Consider the following 19511-nt stretch of genomic DNA (forward strand, 5'->3'; position numbering starts at 1 on the left):
CTGGTGGACCTCTACAACACGGGTGCGCTCAGTCCTCGGCAGGAAGGGCAGGAGCGAGGCCGCCGGCCGAACGTCCCGCTGGTCGCCGTCCATCCCAAGGAGGGCACGTTCAACCTGGACCACCCGTTCGTGGTGCTGCCCTCCGCCGATGAGCGGCAACGCGCGGCGGCGGCCGACTTCCAGAAGTTCCTGACCGAGAGTGACCAGCAGGCGAGCTTCGCCCGCCTCGGCTTCCGCGACCATGAGCGCCGCGCCTCGGCGGAGTTGCTCGCCAGCGTCGGCGCCGAGCCCACCGGCGGGCTGAACTACTTCGAGCCACCAGACCCGCAGGTGGTCAGCGCGATGCTGGACGGCTGGCGCACCCTGCGCAAGAAGGCCAACATCCTGATCGCCCTGGACACCTCGGGGTCGATGGAGGCGATGGTCGGCACCCGTACCCGTTTCCAGGTGGCCGCGGCGGCGGCGGGCAAGGGCCTCGCCCTGCTCAACACCGAAGACCGGGTGGGTCTCTGGTCGTTCTCCTCGGAGACGCAGCAGCGGCCGAAGAGCCCCTGGCGGGAGGAGGTCCCGCTCGGCGGGTTCGACCAGAAGCGGATCAACAGCAAGATCGCCGGCCTGCAGGTCGCTGGCGATACCGCGCTCTACGCGACGGTCCGGGCCGCACACCGGGAACTGCTCGACCGGTACGACCCGCAGCGGATCAACGCGATCGTCGTGCTGACCGACGGCAAGAACGAGTACAGCAAGGACAACGACCTGGCCCGGTTGCTCGCCGAGGTCGCCCTGGACCCGCAGCGTCCGGTGAAGGTATTCTGCATCGCCCTCGACCGGGAGTCGGACTTCGCCACCCTGGACCGGATCGCCAAGGCATCGTCGGGCAAGGCCTTCGACGCCACCGACCCCACCAAGATCGACGAGGCGTTCGTGAAGCTGGTCAGCAGCTTCTGACCCTCCCCCGAGCCCGCTGGCCGGTAGCTACGGGCCGACAGGCAGGTGGGGCCAGGCGCTCCGCCTGCCCCCACCGGCTCTGCTGTCAGACGAGTCGGCGGCGAACCCACCAGAGACAGAACAGGGACAGCACGACGGTCAACGCGATCAGCACGCCGAACTCCCGCCATTGCAGGCCCCAGAACTTCGAGCCGGGCACGTAGCTCACCTTCAGGCTGAGGTTCTGCTCGCCCAGCCATCTCTGGCACGCCTCGCGCCCGCCGAGCGCCCTCGGTCCGCACCGGGTCAAATCGGCCGGACCAGTGAACTCCGCTCCGGTCGAGGTGATCGTGGTGCTCGACACCACCCAGTCACCCCTGCGGTCGGGCTCGACGTGGACCGTCATCCGCCCGGTGTCGGGGCTCATCGAGATCCCGAAGTCGCCGTCGAACGTCAGAGGGGTGACAGTGGTGATCGGCTGGGCCAGCCAGGGGCGTACCACGAACGGCGCGGCGATCTGGAGGCTGACCACCACCAGCAGGGTCACCGCCATCGCGCCCAGGGTCCGCCGCAGCAGCAGCCCGGTGGCGACACCCACAACGAAGGCCAGCGTCGCGTAGCCAACCGGGACGACCCCTCGGGCCGCGAACACCAGCGGGTTCATCCGGTCCGCCGAGGCCCCGTCGATCGGCTGCGCCCATTCGGTCAGCACCAGGCTGAGCAGGCCGGCACCGAGCGCGGCGGCGCCGCCCCCGACCGCCAGCTTGACCACCAGCCAGCGGCCGCGGCTGACGGACTGGCTGAAGACCATGCGGTACGTGCCGGACTCCAGCTCCCGGGCCACCAGCGGCGCGCCCCAGAAGATGCCCACCAGGGCAGGCAGCAGGTAGAGCGCCCCGATGGCGGCGATGTGGAACTCACTCGCCCATCCCGGTTGCAGCGCCTGGAGGAACGTCTCGGCGGCGGCACGACAGGCATCGCCCTGGCAGCCGGTGTATCCGGTCTGCGTGGCCAACTCGGTCACCTCCGACCAGGTCAGCGCCAGACCGCCCAGCAGCGCCAGCAACAGGGTGCCGGTGGCCAGGGCCGGGGTGCGGAACTGCCGCCAGGTCATCCAGATCATCGCTGCCCCTCCAGAACCCGGCCCGTACCGTCGCCGGTGGCACCGCTCATGTACGCCAGCACGATGTCCTCCAGGTCCAGCCGGTCGACCTGCCAGGACGGGTCGACGATCGGCGCGGTGCTGCGCACCACAAGGGTCGACTGCACCTCGGTGTGACTCTGCTCGACCAAGGCTCGCCCGACGCCCAGCTCTGTGGTGTCGCGCCGCCGGCCGACCAGGCGGTGGTGGGTGGCGAGCAGGTCGTCCACGTCGCCGGCCACCCGCACCCGGGAGGCGACAAGCACGATCAGGTGGTCGCAGACCCGTTCCAGGTCGGCGACCAGGTGCGAGGACATCACGATGCTCATGCCCTGCTCTGCGGTCAGCTCCATCAGCCCCTGCAGGAAGTTGCGCCGGGCGAGCGGGTCGAGTGCCGCCACCGGCTCGTCGAGCAGCAGCAGATTGGGCCGCTTCGCCGCGGCGACGGTCAGGGCCAGTTGGGCGCGCTGGCCGCCGGAGAGCTTGCCCGCCTTCTGTTTCGGGTCCAGGCCGACCTGGGCGATGCGCCGCTCGGCGAGCGCAGCGTCCCAGGACGGGTTGAGGTGCGCGCCCATCCGCAGGTGGTCGGCGACGGTCAGGCCGGCATAGACCGGGGTGTCCTGCGCGACGAACCCGACCTGCGGCGACCCGCTGACCGGCCGCGCGCCGAGCACCTCGATCCGCCCCGCGGTCGGATCGAGCAGCCCACAGGCCAGTTGCAGCAGCGTGGACTTACCGGCGCCGTTCGGCCCGACCAGACCCACGACATGGCCGGCCGGAATGTCCAGAGTGCAGTCATTCAGTGCGGAGCGCCGCCCGTACCGCTTGGTCAGACCGTCCGCAATCAGGGCGCTAGTCATCCTCGGGCCTCCGAAAATGTCCGAAAGCTGCTGAGGAAGAGCGCCTCGATGCTCTCGTCGTCCAGGCCCGCCTCCCGTGCCTCGGTCAGCCAGCGGGCCAGGCCCTGCCGCAGTGGCTCGTGCTTGCTCAGCGAGTCGCCGACCAGCGTGCGGGTGACGAACGTGCCCAGCCCGGGCCGGGCGGTGACCAGGCCCTCGTACTCCAACTCGCGGTACGCCTTGGACACCGTGTTCGGGTTGATAGCGACCCGGGCCACCACCTCCTTCACTGTGGGCAGCTTGTCGCCCTCGTTCAGAACGCCGAGCCGGAGCGCGTGCCGTACCTGTCGGATGAGCTGCATGTACGGCGCTACCCCGGACCGTGCGTCCAGGTGAAACTCGATCACCTCGCCACCCCATTCCACTAGTTGCCTAGCACAATAGGGCCATGGAGGGTCTGTCCGCTAGCTCGTTGCGATGGGTCCCACCGGCGTGACTACAGGCCGAGGCTCCGCAGGGTCGGTACGGTCTGGCCCACCCAGGCGAGATCGGCGTCCTCGCGAGCACCCTGGGTGCGTTGCGTGCCGGCCAGGAACCACAGGAAATAGGTGGTGTAGCCGGGTGCGCTGACCACTGTGTGGTACCCCTCGGGCATCATCTGCATCACGTGGTCACGGATGGTGACGTTCTCCTCGTACCCGTCGTCGGTGTAGACCCGGCTGATGCCGAACCCGTTCGCCGGGTTAACGCGGTAGTAGTACATCTCCTCGTGTGCGGCCTCGGCGGGCAGGTCGTCGACCTTGTGCCGGTGCGGCGGGTAGGTGCTCCAGTTGCCCGACGGCGTGTAGGTCTCGCCGACGATGAGCCGGCGGGCCGGCAGGTCCGGCTGGGAGACTTCGGTGAGGATCTGGTGGTAGGTGCGGCCAAAGTTTGCCGCTCCCCAGCGGCCGCCCACGACCTGCTCCGGTGCGATGACATAGGGGTCTGTGGCCAACTCGCTGGGTGCGCTGGGTAGGGCAATCTCCACGGCGGTGACGGCCTCGACGGTCACCGAGGAGCCGGCCGGGATGTAGACGGAGTGCGGCTTGCCGGAGAAGACGTCCGGACGCTGGCCGACCTGCGGGAAGTGGCGGCCGGCAACGGTGAAGCTGGCCGTACCACCGAGGATGACGGCCAGGATCTCCCGGTCACCGGACTCGCCGGTCCAGGATTCGCCGGCCGACAGCCGCAGCAGGGTGAAGTCCAGCAGCCGGCAGGGATTGAAGGGCAGCGTGTTGCGGCCGTCGACGGCGGGAACAGAGCAGTGGTAGCGGTAGTCCATGGTCACCTTTCGGGATGCGGGGCGGAGCGGGTCGGTGCGTGGCGGTCACCAGGGGCTGGTCCAGCCCGCAATGGTGGCGCGGGTGAGGGCTTCCAGGTAGAAGTAGTCGCCCCACAGGGTTCCCTCGTCGACGCCGACGCTCTTGGGTTTGTCGTAGACGCCGTGCAGGATCAGCGCGTTCGAGACCGGATGGCCGCCGGTGGAGTAGTGGCCGATGAGCGAGCGCAGGATCTCGGCGGCGGCTTTCCGGTACCGGTCGGCGCTGACCGTGTCGTCGGTAAGGCCGTCTGCCAGTTCCACCAGGCCGCAGGCGGCGATGGCCGCCGCCGAGCTGTCCCGCTCCTGGCCGCTGCCGTCGCCGAACTCCAGATCCCAGTACGCGACGTGGTCGTCGGGCAGGTGGGCGAGGAAGCGGTCGGCGCAGGTCCTCGCGGCGGCGAGCAACGCCGGGTCGCCGAGGTGCCGGTGGTTGAGGCTGAACCCGTAGATGCCCCACGCCTGCCCGCGCGCCCAGCAGGAGTGGTCGGAGTGGCCCTGTTCGGTTTCGCCGCGTAGCGGCGCGCCGCTGGCCGGGTCCCAGTAGAAGGTGTGGAAAGTGGTGCCGTCGGGACGCAGGATGTGCTGGCGCAGCTGAGCGGTGTGCCGGCGGGCCGCGGCGGCGTAGCGGTCGTCGCCGGTGCTCTGGCTGGCCCAGAAGAGCAGCGGCGTGTTCATGAGGCTGTCGATGATCGTGCGCCCGCGTTGGCGGGGGTCGTTCAGGTCGCCCCAGGCCTGGATGATTCCGGCGGGTTCGAGGACGCGCGTCATCAGGTGGTCGGCGGCGGCGAGAGCCGCGTCTCGGGCCTTTGGGTCGCCGGTACGGCGGGCCGGGGTGACGCAGGCGAGGGTGTAGAGGAACCCGAGGTCGTGGGTGTCCAGGTCGATGCCCTGGGTCATCCGGGCCGCGAAGCTGTCCACGTGGGAGAGCGCTGCCCGCAGGTGGCGCTCGTCGCCGGTCAGGTCATGTGCCAACCAGAGCATGCCGGGCCAGAAGCTGGTGGTCCAGCCGACGTTGGCGCCCTCCGGCTGGTCTCCGCTCGGTGGCCGGAGCGGGTAGCGGTTGGCGTCGGTGGTGTCCGCGGGGTACCGGTCGCCGAAGGTGGCGATGTTCGCGTCGACGGTACGTATCGCGGCTGCCACCGCGGCCGCCGTGGCTTCTGCGTCGGAGTTGGGACGGACGTCGGTCGCCGTCATGGATGCTGTTCTCCCTCGTGGGTCCGGTCCGGTGCCGGGCAGGTGTGTCGTCGGCGTCCCGGCTCGGTGGCCGGAACGTGGCGCTCAGGTGGTCTGGGGTGCTGTCGTCGGTGGGTCGAGGGCGGCGCGCAGGGTGAAGCGGCTGTTGGCCCATACGACGTAGAGCAGTGGCGCGGCGGCGAGGCCGAGCGCTATCGCGGGGCGGGCCGCCAGGATCTGGGCGAGCAGCACGAGGACGAGCAGAGACACGGCGGTGAGGTACCAGCGGCGCACCGCCAGATACACGCAGGCACGGGCCACCTCACGCAACCGCGCGGTGGGTCGGTCGGCGAGGGTCACCAGCCCGAGCAGCGTGGTGGCGACGGTGAGGACGATCAGGGTCGCCAGCACCGGCAGGGCGAGTGCCCCGACGCGGTGGCCCCAGGCGGCGCGGGCGTCGACGGCGAGCACCACCAGGGCGGCCATGGCCGCCGCCGTCCAGAGCGTCGCCGGCCGGGCGGTGGCTCGCCAGGCGCGGCAGTAGGTGCGCAGCACGCCGCCGGAGTCGCCGGCCGAGTAGGCGGACATGACCGCGAAGACCGCACAGAGCCCTGGCGCGCAGAGCGGAGCGGTCAGCGCGTACAGCGGCCACGAGCGGGCCGCCTCGGTGGTGAACGCGAGCGTCACCAGAGGCAGGCAGCCGAGCACCAGCAGCAGGTTGGTGACGAGCGCGACGTAGAACCCGTCGAAGACGGCGGTGATGGTGTTGTGGCGCGAACGCATGGGCCTCAACCCTTCAGTCCGGTCGAGGCGATGCCCTCGATGAAGTAGCGCTGGCCGAGCAGGAAGATGACGGCGACCGGCAGCACTGACAGCACCGAGCCCGTCATGATCAGCGCGTACTCGGCGTTGTACTGGGAGACGAAGGTGTTCAGCCCCAACTGGATGGTGCGCAGCTCCGGACTCCGCAGGTAGACAAGCGGGCCGAGGTAGTCGTTCCAGGTGGTCACGAACGTCAGCAGGGCCAGGCTGGCCAGCGCCGGCCGGGACAGCGGCAGCATGATCCGTCGGTAGATGCCGAACTCGCTGAGCCCGTCCACCCGAGCTGCCTCGCTGAGCTCCTCGGGAATCGTCTCGTAGAACTGCTTCATCAGGAACACGCCGAACGCGCCGAACGCCTGCAGCGCGACGATCGACCACAGCGTGTTCGACAACTGCAGCTTCGACATGAGGATGAACTGCGGAATCATGTACGACTGCCACGGCACCGCGATCGTCCCGACGTACGCCAGGAAGAGCGCGTTGCGGCCGGGAAAGCGGACCCGGGCGAAGCCGTAGGCGGCGAAGCTGCCGGTCACCACCTGGAGGAGGCTGACGACCACCGACAGCAGCAGTGTGTTCCCCAACCACGTCGTCATGTCCGAGCGCTGCCAGATGTCGAGGTAGTTTCGCCACACCACGGGATCGGGGAGCCAGGTGATCGGGATGGTGAAGACGTCGCTGTTGGTCTTCAACGACGCCACCACCATCCAGTAGAACGGCAGCAGCAGCCCCGCCGCCGCGAGCACGAGGGCGGCGTACCCGACAAGTCGCCAACCCCGGGACCGGACCGGTCGGCCGGGCGCGCTGCGGTTGCCGGGCGCGGCGACGGCCGGGGCGGGCAGGGAGAGGTCGGTAGCGGTCATCAGCTGTTCCTCCGCTTGTTGACCATGAACTGGATGACCGTGATGCTGAAGCAGATGGCGAACAGGACGACGGAGACCGCCGAGGCATAGCCGAACTGGTTCTCCTCGAAGCCCTTCTGGTAGATGTACTGCGAGAGCACCAGTGTCGACTGGCCCGGTCCGCCGCCGGTCATCACGAGGATGAGGTCGAAGACCTTGAAGCTTTCGATGGTGAGCAGCACTGTGACGAAGAAGGTGGTGTGCCGTAACCCGGGGAGGGTCACGTGCACGAACCGCTGCCACGGTGTGGCGCCGTCGGTCTCGGCCGCCTCGTAGAGCTGGGCCGGGATGGTCTGCAGGCCGGCCAGGAACAGCAGCATGTAGTAACCCATGTACCGCCAGGTGCCGACGATGATGACGGCCGGCATCGACCAGGTCGACGATGTGGTCCAGCCCGGCGCGTCGGCCACCCCGACGGCGCCGAGGAGAGCGTTGATCGGGCCGTACTCCGGGCTGAACAGCTGGTTCCAGACGATCGCGATCGCCACGATCGAGGTGATGTAGGGGAAGAACGCGACGGTGCGGAAGAACCGCACTCCGCGCAGTTTGCGGTTGAGCAGCAGCGCCAGCCCGAGTGAGGCCGCGAGGGTCAGCGGGATGTGGAAGACGGTGTAGTAGACGGTGTTGCGCAGTGCGGTCCAGAAGCTCGCGTCGCCCCACATTCGCCGGAAGTTGGCGGTGCCGGTCCACTCGGCCACCCCGAAGACGTTCCAGTTTGTGAAGGCCACGTAGAACAGCACGACCACGGGTAGCAGGGTGAGCACGGCGAAGCCGACGAAGTTGGGCAGGATGAACGACCAGCCGGCGACCGTGTTGCGCGACACCAGCCGCCGGTTCCTGGGTCTCGTGCGCGGCAATGTTGCCATAGGGAGTCTCCGGGAGCGTTCGGCATGGTGGCGGGACCGGCGTGCGGTTCAGGCGCGCCGGACCCGCCATCAGCTCACTGGTTGAGGACCTCGTTCTTGGCGCGGGCCTGCGCCTTGCTCAGCTCCGCGTCGACGCCCTTGCTGTCGGAGAGGATCGCCGAGTGCGTCTCGTTGAGGAGGTTCTGCAGGCCGGCGGTGTGCTTCGACACCGGATTCTCCGGCTTGATGGTGTGCTTGGCGTAGGCGAACTTCGACAGGTCGTCCTGCGGTACGCCGTCCAGCCCGAACAGCGTCGCGGTGACCGCGTCGGTGACCTGGGCCGGGGTGATGCCGATCCCGGAAAGCGCCTTGCCGGCATCCGGGCCGGCCGCGTACTGGAGGAATGCCTTCGCCGCGGCGGTCTTGGACTTGCTGATCTTCGGATTGATTCCCAAGCCGGTCGGGTCACCGAAGGTGACAGGTGTGGCGGAGGTGCCGGTGGTGGACTTGTCGAACTGCGGCGCCGGGGCGATCCCCCACTGGAACTTGTCGGCGTCACCGCTCTGTCGCTGGTTGAGCAGCGTGGCCACGTACCAGGTGCCCATCAGCAGCATCGCCGACTGCTGCTTGCCGAACTGCGCCTGGTAGGTGAGTTTGTTGGTCTTCGCGGTGCCGAAGGTCGGCTGCGCGCCGGCCGCCTGCAGGTCCAGTGACCGCTCGTAGTACGGCTTCAGGTAGCCGAAGTCCCCGGAGAGCAGGTCCGCGTTGGGGGTCTGGGCGAGCGCGAATCCCTGGACTGTCGACTGGAAGGTGTGCTGGTACGCCCCGGTCGCGTTCGAACCGGCCCCCTTCAGCCCGGTGTGCAGTCGCTTCGTCGCGTCGGTGTAGTCGTCCCAGGTCCAACTGCCGTCCGGCGGTGCCACCTTCGCCTTCGCGAACAGGTCCTTGTTGTAGAACAACACCCACGAGTCCTGCCGGTACGGCACCGCGTACGCCTTGCCGTCCACCTGGTACGACGCGAGCGCCGGGCTCGAGCCGAGACCGGAGGTGGCGTCGGAGACGTCGAGCAGCTGACCACCGCTCTGGTACGTGTAGAAGTTCTTGAGGTTCTTCATGACGTAGACGTCCGGGGCGGTGCCGGCGGCCAGGTCCGTGATCATCTGGGTGTCGTAGTCGTTGCCCGGGGCGTACTCCTTGAGCTCCACCGTCACGTTCGGGTGGGTCGCCTTGAAGCCGTCGGCGAGCGTCTTGAACTCGGGCGTGGACGACAGGCTCCAGCCGGCCAGGGTGAGGGTCACCGGGGCATTGGGGTCGACCGGCTCGTCTCCGCCGCCGCAACCGGCGAGAACAAGCGTCAGGGCCGTCGCAGCGCTGATGACGGCCGGTATCGCACGCTTCATCCCTTTCTCCTTCAGGTCAAGGGGCCCGGACGGGCCCGCACTGCTACCAGGACGCCTGGGTGGGCCTGGCATGCTCCGTGTCCAGGCGGGTCGACGTACTGATCCCGTCGGGCCAGTCGACAGCCAGGTGGAGGCCCCGGCCGTCCTCGTCGACCACGGCCTGGCATGCCTGCCCGGCCGTGGCCACCGGCACCCTGGACAGGTCGGTTAAGGTGGCAGCCCATGCGCCCAGCCGGACGGGGTGGTCCAGCCAAGGCACGACCAGCCCGCCCGCCAGGGGCCCGCCGTGCGGAACGGCGGTGACGCCGGCCGTGCCGCCACCCTGAAGGCTTTCGAGCCGGCTGGTCAGGTCGGCCGCGGTCACGACCGCCACACCGCCGCCGGCGGTGGCCGTCGCATCCCCGGCAATGGCCCAGCCGCCGATCCGTAGCCTCAGCGCAGCCGCCTCCATGCCGTCGGCGAGGTCGTCGACGCGGGTCAGACGTAGCTCCCAGGGGCCGCGGACCAGCGAATACACAGTCAGGTGCCCGGCCGGTCGAAACCGGCCCACCCGGCCGCCGCCGTGATCGCGCCAACCCGGATCCGGGTCGACCCAGTGGGCGAGGGCACGTGACCCGGCCACGCCCACGCCGTCGGCGTCGACGTCGACGTCGACGTCGACGTGAACGGTCAGCAGGCGCATGCCGGCGCGGTGGGTGACCCGGCCCGCGTCGTCGACGAGAGTGACGGACTGGTCGAGCGGACTGGCCCAGCCGCTGTCGTCGAGGACCGGAGTGGTGGCGGTGGAGTAGCCCAGCCGGGCGTAGAGCGGGGAATCTGAGACGGTGGCACCCTCGACGGCGTGGTCGGTGCCGTGGTTGACGACGCGGACGATGCCGTCGGCACGGGTGCTGGAGACCAGCCAGCCTGGCGCGTGTATCGCCCGCACCGCATCGCGCTCGTCCACCGGCAACGACTCCTCGGGAGTCGTCCAGATCGGATGGTCGGCGGGTAGCGCGATGCCGAGCAGGCCCTTGCTGGCCCAGTACGGCGAGCCCGGCCCGGAGTACGACTGCGCCAGTCGCGGCCACGGCCCGTGCCAGCCGAGGCTGAGCAGGCCGCGTTCGTCCAGGGCGCCGTTGGCGACGAAGTGACGCACGATGCGGGTGGCCGCGCCGCGCAACCGGCCGAGGCTGACCGAGGGCACGCCGGCGATGGCGCCAACCCAGAAGGGTGCCGCGGCGGCGAAGCGGTAGGTCAGGCTTCGCCCTTGGATCAACGGTGATCCGTCGGCGCCCACGAGCGCGACCGCGTCGCTCAGGAAGCGGTCCAGGCCGGCCAGGTCCCGATCGCGGCGCTGCTCGGCCAGGTCCGCCGCGCCGGCCATCCGGGCCCACAGAGTCGGGTAGAGGTGCAGGGCCCAGCCCACGTAGTGGTCGTAGGCACGGTGCGGCCCGTCGGACATCCAGCCGTCCTCGCGGACGAAGCCGTCGTGCGTGGTCAGGTCCTCGTTCATCTCGTCGAGCGAGTGCGGCCCGCCCACCGAACGCAGGAACGTCTGTACGACCAGCCGGAACCAGACCCAGTTGATCCGTGGGTACGTGTCGTCGCCGACCGCCGGGCGCAGGTAGTCCACCACCCGCTCACGCACCACTGACGGCAGTCGGTCCCAGATCCACGGGCGGGTCATGTCCAGGACCAGCGCGATGGAGGCGGCCTCCACCTTCGCCTGGGGGTGCTCGTCCAAGCGCACCCAACGGTCTGGAGAGCTCGGGTCGGTGCCAGCGGTGATGCCTGCCGTGTACCAGTCCACGAGTTCGTCCAAGCCCACTCCTCTGGCACCCGCGACGCGGAAACCAGCCAGCAGGAAGGTGCGGGCGAAACCCTCCAGTCCGTCGACGGCCCGCCCGTAACCGCCCTCCGGCCCGGGGAAGGTGACGAGGGCGTGTCCGGGCGACGCGAACGGCCGGGCGGCGGTGAGCATCCGGTCGGCGAGGGCCAACCAGTCATCCCGGCTCCAGGTCGCGGCGGTAGCGACATCCGAGTCGGTCGCCGGCGCCACCTGGCCCGTCGTCCCGGACGTCATCCGTGGTCCTGTCGCATCGATCCGTCTCCGTCGACTGTGGCGAGCGGGGCGTTGCCCATGAATGTGACGAGCAGGCATCCGCAGGGTTTCCGAAGTAAAACGCTCACAAAGGAGCGAGTCAATGCCGTTCCCAAACCGATGTGGACACAGCCGATCAAGAGCGTGCACAACACCGCCTTGACGCGCCAAGCGCTCTGATACGATCACAATCGTTCACAACCGCTCTACCGTCAGAGAAGTCATGACCGACCCGGCGGAGCACGACTCCTATGCTCTTCGTCGGATGGGGAGATCAGCCGATCCGGCTCGCGATCGACGTCACCGCGTTCGGCCCGGCCGGCGAGGTCGTCCGCACCACGCAAGAGCTTTCACCGCACGAAGCGTTCCTCGGAGGTCCCCATGACCAAGGACAGCCCCGTCGTCGTCACGGCGGAGGCCCCCCGAGGGCCGCTTCAGGTCGCCCGCCGCCAGCAACTGTTGGCAGCCCTGCAACGCGACGGCTCGATGCGCATCTCTGACCTGTCCCACGTGCTTGGCGCCGCGCCGGTCACCATCCGGCGCGACATTGCGGAGCTCGCCGCCGAAGGCTTGGTTCGCCGGGTTCACGGTGGGGTCGCCCTGATCCTGCCGGACGACGTCCCGGCAGCCGACGAGCCGCCCGCCGCTGGTCGGGACCCGCTGGTCGGGCGCACCCTCGGCATGCTCGTGCCCTCCTTGGACTACTACTGGCCGGACGTGGCTCGCGGCGTCGAGGGGGCCGCCCGCGAGCTGGACATGCGAGTGGTTTTGCGCGGCTCGTCCTACGACAGTGAGGACGACCAGCCCCAACTGGCCCGCATGGTGGGGCGGATGGGCGTCGACGCGCTGATCATCGCGCCGAGCATGGACACACCGACCGCCGAGCGCACCATCGAGTGGCTCGACGACGTCGGCGTCCCGGTCGTCCTGCTGGAACGCACCGCCACGGTAGGCAGCCACCACGCCGTCATGGAATCGGTGGTCACCGACCACGCGCTCGGTGCGGCCATGGCGGTGCGCCACCTCACCTCGCTGGGACACCGCAAGGTCGGCTTGGTGCTCGACGCCAACAGCCCCACCAGCCAGCACGTACGGCGCGGCTGGCTCGACGCCACGTCCGAGTGCGGCCTCGACTCGGACGCGACGGTGGTGGCTGTGGTACCCGACGCACGGTCACCCGAGCGAGACACCGTGCTCAACGGCATCCTCGACCAGTGCCAGGCGACCGGGACGACGGCGCTGCTGGTGCACGCCGACGCCGAAGCGATCGCGCTGGTGCAGCACTGCGAGGAGCGGCACCTGACCGTACCCGGCGATCTCTCCATAGTGGCGTACGACGACGAGGTAGCCGGGCTCTTCAGCCCGCCGCTGACAGCGGTCCGACCGCCGCGACGCTCGATCGGACGAGCCGCCGTGCGTCTTGTCGCCGACCGGCTCGCCGACCCCGACCGCCCCACCCACCGGATCGTCATCAGCCCGTCGCTGCGGATCCGGGGGTCGACCGCGCCGCCACCCGCGTAGGCGGTCTTCCCGCATCCTGCCGACGAGCGCGCGCCCACCGGGATGCGATTACGTGAGCACATCGCTACCATGGGTCAGCAACCCAGAGGGAAGGGGTCGTGCCCGCGTGCGAAGTCCCGTCAGCGGAACCGCGTCGGCGTCTGCGCCGGACCGGTCCGCGCCGCTTGCGGCCGGACGGCTGCGCAGGCTCACCCGGCGGATGGCGCTGATCGCGGTCGCCGTCGGGGCCGGTTTCGTCGTGGCCGCCCTGTTTCAGGGGCCGGCCGCCGCCGACGGGATGCGCAGCGGGTCCGGCGACGAGCCTCATCGGAGGATCGGCGTTCTGGTCGAGTCGGTCGTACGGCTCTCGGTCGCCGAGCGCCCCGACCAGGACCGTCAACGAGCGGCGGCTGCCGACGACCGCCGCCACGACATGCCCCGTGCCCCGCTGGTAGCGCCCACCGGCGCGGTGGCCGCCCCCCGCGAGGATTCCCCTTCGACGGAGCCTCGACGGTCGGCGGGTGCGTCGAGGCTCGGCGCATCCGTCTCAGCCGGCACGGCGGAGCACGAAAGGCTCCGACCGGCCTCCGTGGCCCGCGCGGCTCACCGGGTGGACCTGTCGCTGCCGGCCGCCGATCCACCGCGACAGCCGACCACCGCCGCCCCCGACCGGTCGGCGGTGCGTACGCCGGCCGGTCCGCCCGTGGTCGGCCTGGTCACCGCTCCCCTGCCGTACGTCGTCGACATCGTGAGCACGGTGCCGATCAGGCCCGTCGTCGTGGCGCTCCTCCGGGTCACCGATGCCGTTCTACCGCCCGTTCTCGGCCCGGTGGTCGTTCCGGCGGCGACACCCGCACTGCCCGTTCCCCCAGCGCTCGGGCCAGCCGCCGTGTCGGTGACCGAGCCGGCTGCCGTACCGACAGTGCCGACGCCACCGGCGGGGCCGGCGCCGGCCCCCGTACGCGTCGCCGCGCCGCCGGCCCCAGCCGCGCCACCGCCAATGTCCGTCGTCGGCCCCACGCGTGCCGCGGCCCCGACGGCGCACCTCGCCGCACGCCCGGTACCGGTGAGCGCGCGGGCTGTCCTTCCTGGCCAGCCCGTCGCGCCCGCCGACCAGGACGCCGGCTGCGTCGACAATGGATCGACGCCCGGGCCGGGGCTGGTCCGGCCACTCGACCGGCAGTCCCACCTCGGTGCCGGGCAACGCTGCGATCTCGTGCGGCTTCTGGTCGCGAGCCGAACTCCTGCTGGGATCGCCCGCCCAGGCTGAGGCGGGTCGACCGACCCCGGCGGCTGGCCCGAGCGGCCGGCCTGTTCCACCCGGCTGGTCGGTCGATCAGTGCCCGTGCCCGTCCACCGTGACGGTGTCGCGGGCCGATGCCCACCCGTCTGTAGCGCACGACCGCCCTGACCAACCCGTGGATGTTCCGGGATCGGTGGCCGTCGTGACGAGTATCGGAGATCGGAGAAAACGTGGTGATCCACGTTGTCGTCGCCGAGGACATGGGTTTGCTCCGCGGAGCGCTCTGCGCCGCGCTGTCACGCGAGGAGGACATGGAGGTGGTCGCCGACGTCGAGGGTGTCGGTGAACTGTTGACTGTGGTCCGGCGGTGCCGACCGCAGGTGGTGGTGCTGGCACTGACGCCGGAGCTGCCTGACCCGGTGGAGGTGGTCGCCCGGATCGACGTCGAGGCGCCGCACGCCGCCGTGCTGGCGATGAGCCCTCGCTGGAGCCCGGCGCTGGTGGAGGCGGCGCTGGCAGCCGGCGCGCGCGGCCTGGTCGGCAAGGACAGTTCGCTGGCCGAGTTGGTGCGGGCGATCCGCGCGCTCGCGGCCGGGGAACGGGCGATCGACCCGGCTGCGGCGATCGCGGTGCTGAGTCCCCCGGAGATGCCGTTGACGCCTCGGGAGATGGACGTGCTGCGGATGGCGGCCGAGGGCCTGCCCCTGAAGGAGATCGCCGTACGCCTCTACCTGGCACACGGGACGGTGCGCAATCACCTGTCGGTGATTCTGCGCAAGACCGGGGCCCGCAACCGGTTGGAGGCGGTGTCGCGCGCGCGGCGTAACGGCTGGCTGTGACCGTTGGGGGCGGGCCCGGTGGAGTTTCCGGACCCGCCCCGTCGCCGTGCGGTCCCATCGGATGCGTGTTTGAATGTTGACGTTGTGTGATCACCATCGGAGTGCGGGAAGGTTCATCGTGATCCGTACCTTGCTCGCCTTGGACGGTGCCCTGGTTCTGGGCGCGCTGTCGTTGGTCCTCGCCGCTGAGGAGGACATCCGTGTCGTGGCGGAGGTGGATCGCGGTGACGCGGTCTCCGCGGCCGTTCGGGCCCAACGCCCCGACGTGGTGGTGGCCGACCTCGACTTCGTCGAGGGAGTCGATCCCGACCGTCTCGGCCGGTGTCCCGTCCTGGTGCTGGCCCACCCGCATCGGGCCCGGCGACTGCGGGGCATGTTGTGCCCGACCAGGGCGGTCGGCATCCTGCGCAGTGACGCCGCGCCCCAGCGGGTCATCGACGGGATCCGGCGGCTCGCCCGCCGGGAGCCCGTGCTCGACGCGGATCTCGTCGTCGCGGCGCTGCGCTCGGACGGCCCACTGACCAGCCGTGAGACGGAGGTGTTGAGGCTGACGGCCGCGGGTGCGCCGGTCGCCGAGGTGGCGGTGTCGCTCGGGCTCACCCGTGGCACCGTGCGCAACCATCTCGGGCGGATCGCGCGCAAGGTGGGTGCGCGTACCCGGGTGGAGGCCGTGCGGATGGCCGGCGAGGCGGGCTGGATCTGACCGGCGCCGTCGGCGTGCATGTGCGAGGTTCAGCGTTGACGCGTCGACACCGCCGGGGACGGCACCACCGGGTCGTCCCAGCAGCCGACGAGCACCCGGTAGGTGGCCGAGCGGGCCATCAACTGTTCGTGCGTCCCGACCACGGGCTCGTCGCCGTCGAGGACCAGCACCCGTGCGGCCCGAAGCGCGGAACTGATCCGGTGCGCGATCACCACGAGGGTGCCGGGCCGCCGGGCGAAGGCGGCCTCGACCGTCGCTTCCAGCACCGGGTCCAGGTGGCAGGTCGCCTCGTCGAGGACCACCAGCGGGGCGGGTGCCAGCCAGGCCCGGACAGCCGCGATGAGCTGCCGCTCGCCGGCGGAGAGCAGGGCCGGCGCGACCGGCGCGCCCAGGCCGCCCAGGCGGGTCGCCAGGGGACGCGCGCCGAGCGTGTCGAGGGCGACCTCCAGCGTGTGATCGTCGGCGTCCGGCCGGAGGTAGCGGAGGTTGTCGGCGAGGCTGCCGGTGAAGACGTACGCCTCCTGGGGCACCAGCACTCGCATCCGGGCGAGAGCGGCGGGCTCGACCTCGGCGACCCTCGTGCCGGCCAGGTGGACGGTGCCTGCCTGCGGCGGCACCAGACCGGCCATCAGGGCGGCCAGGGTGGACTTGCCCGCACCGCTCGGGCCCACCACGGCGAGATGGTCCCGGTCGACGAGTGTCAGCGAGAAGTTCTGCAGGACGGGCCGGGCGTGCGGGCCGTAGCCGAAGGTCAGTCCCCGGACCTCGAGGGCTGGCGGGCGACCGGCCGGACCGGCGGGTGGTCGGCGGCGGGGCATCCGGGCGGCGAGGGCCGGCGGGCGCTGGTCGTCGGAGACCGGACAGGTGCGCAGAATGTTCTCCAGCGTGACCGCGTAGCGGAGCCCGCCGCCGCCGAGACCCTGCACCAGTGTGTGCAGGGCGGGTTGCAGCCCGGTGGAGACGTAGATCAGCGCGCCCAGCACCGCGCCGGCGGTGAGACCACGCTCGACCAGCCACGGGGCGGCCACCATCAGCACCAGCAGTGGCAGCCAGCCGCCGATGCCGAGGCTGAGGCTGCGGATCGCCGCCATCCGGGCGAGCACGCGTTCGGCGGCGGCCTGCGCCGACACCCAGCGGGCCACCTCCGCCGCCACGCGTGTCTGTGCGCCGCAGGCCAGCACGTCGCGGTGACCGGCCAGCGCGGTCGCCGCCGACTGGCCGAGTTGTTCACCGGCCCGGACGTAGGCGCGCTGGTGCGTGACCATCGCCGGCAGCGCGGCGAGAAACACGACCAGACCGGCGACCAGCGGCGCGACCGCCAGCGCCGCCACCACCGGCGCCAGGGCGAGCAGGCCGAGCAGGGCCGCGCCAGCGGAGAAGAGGAAACCGCGGGTCACCATCAGCAGACCGGCGAAGGTGTCGCGGACGATCTCCATCTGGTGGGTCAGCCGGGTCACGGCGGCGCTGTCCGGGCGGCCACCCGTCCTGGTGGCGTCGCGTAGCGCGCCGCGGATCACCTGGGCGGCCACCTCGTCGCGGAACGGCTCGACCACGGCGCCGAGGCTCCGGTACGTCCGACCGGTGGCCGCCGCGCCGACCAGTACGGCCACGGCGAGGACCCCCAACCAGGCCAGGCCGTTGAGCAGACGTCCGGCCAGAAAACCCTCGTCGACGGCGCGGGCGACCAGGTAGCCGGCGAGCAGCGCGGGCAGCGACTCGACAAGCGACCAGCCGCCGAGCCCGGCGAGCTCCCGCCGACTGGCGCGCAGCGCCCGCCAGGTCACCCGACGTACGCCGGGACGGCTCACGATCCACCGTCGGCAGGCTGGAAGACGGCACGGTAGTCCGGGTCGGCCCACAGTTGCCGGTGCGGTGCCAGGCCACGCAGCCGACCGCCGTCCAGCCAGGCGACGAGGTCGGCCGCCGCGGCCGCCGCGGTCCGGTGGGTGACCACCAGTCGGGTACGCCCCCCGGCGCTCCCGAGAACCGCCTCGGTGATCCGGTGTTCGGTAGCGGTGTCGAGGCTGGACGTCGCGTCGTCAAGGATGAGCAGGCGTTCGGCGGCGAACGCGCGGGCCAGGCCGAGGCGTTGGTTCTCACCCCCGGACAGCGGTGTGTCCACCAGCGGGGTGCGGTAACCGCTGGGCAGACGTTCGATCACGTCGGCGACGGCCGCCATCCGGGCCGCTCGCAGAACCTCCGGGGTGGCCGGGCTCCGATCGGCCGGCGGTGCCGCCGCGTCGACCGGCAGCGCCAAGCCGATCGCGTCGTGGACTGTCGCGCCGATCAGCACGGGCCGGTCGAAGGCGTAGCCGACGGCCCGGCGCAGCGCCGCCGCGTCGAGGTCCCGCAGCGGCACCCCGTCCAGTCGCACCTCACCGCCGTCGGGGTCGTACAGCCGTCCCGCCACGGCCGCCAGGGTCGACTTGCCGGCACCGGACGCTCCGACGACTGCCACTGTCGCGCCGGCCGGCACGTCCAGGTCGACGCCGTCCAGGATGGGCCGGCCGTCGTCGGCGTGCACGCACACCCCGCGCAGTCGCAGGGCGCCGCCGCCGGGTGGAAGAGGCCGATCGCCTGCCGGCGTGGCGGGCTGCGTCAGCAGCTCGGCGACCCGGTGTGCTCCCGCGCGGCTGCGGACCAGGTGGTTCAGGGTGGCGAGCACTGCACCGAGCCCGGCGCCCATGGCCGCGTACCGGACGGCGGCGACCAGTTCACCCGGCGTGAGCCAGCCTGCGGTCAGGGCGTACCCGCCGACCGCGATGACGCTCAGGTTCAGCAGCGGCGCCACGGCCGAGGTGCGCGCACTCGCCCGGGCCAGCAGTCCCCAGGTGTGCCGGCCGTGCCGGTCCAGCTCCGGTAGGGCCGCCAGCACCCGGTCCTCCTCGCGACGGGTGGTGCCGGCGGCGGCGATGGTCCGGGCACCGGTCAGCGACTCCAACAGCCGGCCGGCGATGTTGCCGAGCACCCGCTGGTACCCGGCGGTTGCCGCCGAGGCGTCGGCCACGAAGGCGCGCATGAGGACGGCGAGCAGGCCGAGACCGACGAGCAGGGTGAGACCGAGGACCGGTTCCATGATGGCGAGCGCGACGACGCTGCCCAGCGGCGGAAGCACCGCCACGATGGCCAGGACCACGGCGTTGCCGGCCTGTCCGGCGTCGGCGGCCTGGCCGACCAACCGGCCGACGAGATCACCCACCGGGTGCCGGCAGGTGACGCGGACGTCCACGGCGAACAGGTGACGCAGTAGGCGTCGGCGCAGCCCGGCGGTGGCGCGCGCCGCACCGAAGCCGCTGGCCAGGTCCGTCAGGGTGTCGACGCAGATGAGGACGACGACCAGGGCGCAGGCGGACACCGCCCACCAGGCGGAGCCGCCGTCGAGGGCGGCGTCGACGGCGCGGCCGAGGGCCGCGGGTAGCAACAGTTCGGCGGCCGCGCCGAGCAGCGCGACCGCCGCGAGTCCAGCGGTCCAGCCGCCGCCCGCCAGGACCGTCTGCCGCAGCAGCCTGTCCCCCACGGCGAACGTCGGCATCGGTCCTCCCGTTGGTACGAGGTTGCCCTGGGTGGGCACGTCTACCCACCCAGGGCCCCACGTGTGCGTGGATCAGTTGCAGGTCGTGACGGAGAGCGAGCTGTCGCCGCAGAGCAGCAGGCTCGCCCGGCTACCGCCACCGGTGCGGTCGGCCGGAGCCATCTCCAGGCCCTGGAGGTCCAGAAGTGCCATGTCGTTCACC

General features: G+C 71.1%; 18 protein-coding genes. 5 read left to right on the forward strand and 13 right to left on the reverse strand.

The features are described from left to right. Nucleotides 1–948 (forward strand): VWA domain-containing protein (locus tag KBX08_RS29540; protein WP_210786698.1); only part of this gene is annotated, 948 nt, incomplete at its 5' end. A gap of 85 nt (nt 949–1033) precedes the next feature. Here the strand turns inward: KBX08_RS29540 and KBX08_RS29545 are convergent. From KBX08_RS29545 to KBX08_RS29590, 10 genes are all read right to left on the reverse strand, one after another. Further along, nucleotides 1034–2050 (reverse strand): ABC transporter permease subunit, encoded by a 1017-nt coding sequence (locus tag KBX08_RS29545; RefSeq protein ID WP_210786700.1) that lies wholly within the window; start codon nt 2048–2050, stop codon nt 1034–1036. Further along, complete coding sequence (locus KBX08_RS29550) at nt 2047–2928, reverse strand: ABC transporter ATP-binding protein (RefSeq protein ID WP_210786702.1); 882 nt, start codon at nt 2926–2928, stop codon at nt 2047–2049. The genes KBX08_RS29545 and KBX08_RS29550 overlap by 4 nt, the downstream gene beginning before the upstream one ends. Beyond that, on the reverse strand, nt 2925–3314 hold the full coding sequence (locus tag KBX08_RS29555) for a GntR family transcriptional regulator (RefSeq protein WP_210786704.1): 390 nt from the start codon (nt 3312–3314) through the stop codon (nt 2925–2927). The genes KBX08_RS29550 and KBX08_RS29555 overlap by 4 nt, the downstream gene beginning before the upstream one ends. An 89-nt stretch (nt 3315–3403) precedes the next feature. Then, a complete protein-coding gene (iolB, locus tag KBX08_RS29560; RefSeq protein WP_210786730.1) occupies nt 3404–4228 on the reverse strand; it encodes a 5-deoxy-glucuronate isomerase in 825 nt (274 codons plus the stop codon). 45 nt (nt 4229–4273) lie between these two features. Beyond that, entirely contained in the window at nt 4274–5461 is a 1188-nt protein-coding gene (locus tag KBX08_RS29565; RefSeq protein ID WP_210786706.1) for a glycoside hydrolase family 88 protein, read from the reverse strand. A gap of 84 nt (nt 5462–5545) precedes the next feature. Next, nucleotides 5546–6223 (reverse strand): hypothetical protein, encoded by a 678-nt coding sequence (locus KBX08_RS29570; protein WP_210786708.1) that lies wholly within the window; start codon nt 6221–6223, stop codon nt 5546–5548. A 5-nt stretch (nt 6224–6228) separates the two neighbouring features. Continuing rightward, entirely contained in the window at nt 6229–7125 is an 897-nt protein-coding gene (locus tag KBX08_RS29575) for a carbohydrate ABC transporter permease (protein ID WP_210786710.1), read from the reverse strand. Then, complete coding sequence (locus KBX08_RS29580) at nt 7125–7988, reverse strand: carbohydrate ABC transporter permease (protein ID WP_238689881.1); 864 nt, start codon at nt 7986–7988, stop codon at nt 7125–7127. Before KBX08_RS29580 ends, KBX08_RS29575 begins: the two co-directional genes overlap by 1 nt. Nucleotides 7989–8104: 116 nt before the next feature. Then, nucleotides 8105–9409, reverse strand: a complete 1305-nt coding sequence (locus KBX08_RS29585; RefSeq protein WP_210786714.1) for an ABC transporter substrate-binding protein — start codon at nt 9407–9409, stop codon at nt 8105–8107. A gap of 43 nt (nt 9410–9452) precedes the next feature. Further along, nucleotides 9453–11474 (reverse strand): DUF2264 domain-containing protein, encoded by a 2022-nt coding sequence (locus tag KBX08_RS29590; RefSeq protein WP_210786716.1) that lies wholly within the window; start codon nt 11472–11474, stop codon nt 9453–9455. Nucleotides 11475–11873: 399 nt separating this feature from the next. Between KBX08_RS29590 and KBX08_RS29595 the strand changes: the two genes are divergently transcribed. The 4 genes from KBX08_RS29595 to KBX08_RS29610 all read left to right on the forward strand — a co-directional run bounded on the left by KBX08_RS29595 (nt 11874) and on the right by KBX08_RS29610 (nt 15777). Continuing rightward, nucleotides 11874–13013 (forward strand): substrate-binding domain-containing protein, encoded by a 1140-nt coding sequence (locus tag KBX08_RS29595; RefSeq protein ID WP_210786718.1) that lies wholly within the window; start codon nt 11874–11876, stop codon nt 13011–13013. 199 nt (nt 13014–13212) lie between these two features. Then, on the forward strand, nt 13213–14262 hold the full coding sequence (locus KBX08_RS29600) for a hypothetical protein (protein ID WP_210786720.1): 1050 nt from the start codon (nt 13213–13215) through the stop codon (nt 14260–14262). Nucleotides 14263–14465: 203 nt separating this feature from the next. After that, entirely contained in the window at nt 14466–15074 is a 609-nt protein-coding gene (locus tag KBX08_RS34810; protein WP_210786722.1) for a response regulator transcription factor, read from the forward strand. A 118-nt stretch (nt 15075–15192) separates the two neighbouring features. Further along, on the forward strand, nt 15193–15777 hold the full coding sequence (locus KBX08_RS29610; RefSeq protein ID WP_210786724.1) for a response regulator transcription factor: 585 nt from the start codon (nt 15193–15195) through the stop codon (nt 15775–15777). A gap of 29 nt (nt 15778–15806) precedes the next feature. On the opposite strand, the gene KBX08_RS29615 is transcribed toward KBX08_RS29610, so the two are convergent. The 3 genes from KBX08_RS29615 to KBX08_RS29625 form a co-directional block, all read right to left on the reverse strand. Next, entirely contained in the window at nt 15807–17585 is a 1779-nt protein-coding gene (locus KBX08_RS29615) for an ABC transporter ATP-binding protein (RefSeq protein WP_210786726.1), read from the reverse strand. After that, complete coding sequence (locus KBX08_RS29620) at nt 17582–19309, reverse strand: ABC transporter ATP-binding protein (RefSeq protein ID WP_210786728.1); 1728 nt, start codon at nt 19307–19309, stop codon at nt 17582–17584. The genes KBX08_RS29615 and KBX08_RS29620 overlap by 4 nt, the downstream gene beginning before the upstream one ends. Nucleotides 19310–19381: 72 nt before the next feature. After that, nucleotides 19382–19501, reverse strand: coding sequence for a SapB/AmfS family lanthipeptide (locus KBX08_RS29625; RefSeq protein ID WP_013734295.1), 120 nt, complete (start codon nt 19499–19501; stop codon nt 19382–19384). Nucleotides 19502–19511: the final 10 nt, after the last annotated feature.

The sequence above is a fragment of the Micromonospora sp. H61 genome (assembly GCF_018070325.1).
In the GTDB taxonomy this organism is placed as follows: Bacteria; Actinomycetota; Actinomycetes; order Mycobacteriales; family Micromonosporaceae; genus Micromonospora; species Micromonospora salmantinae.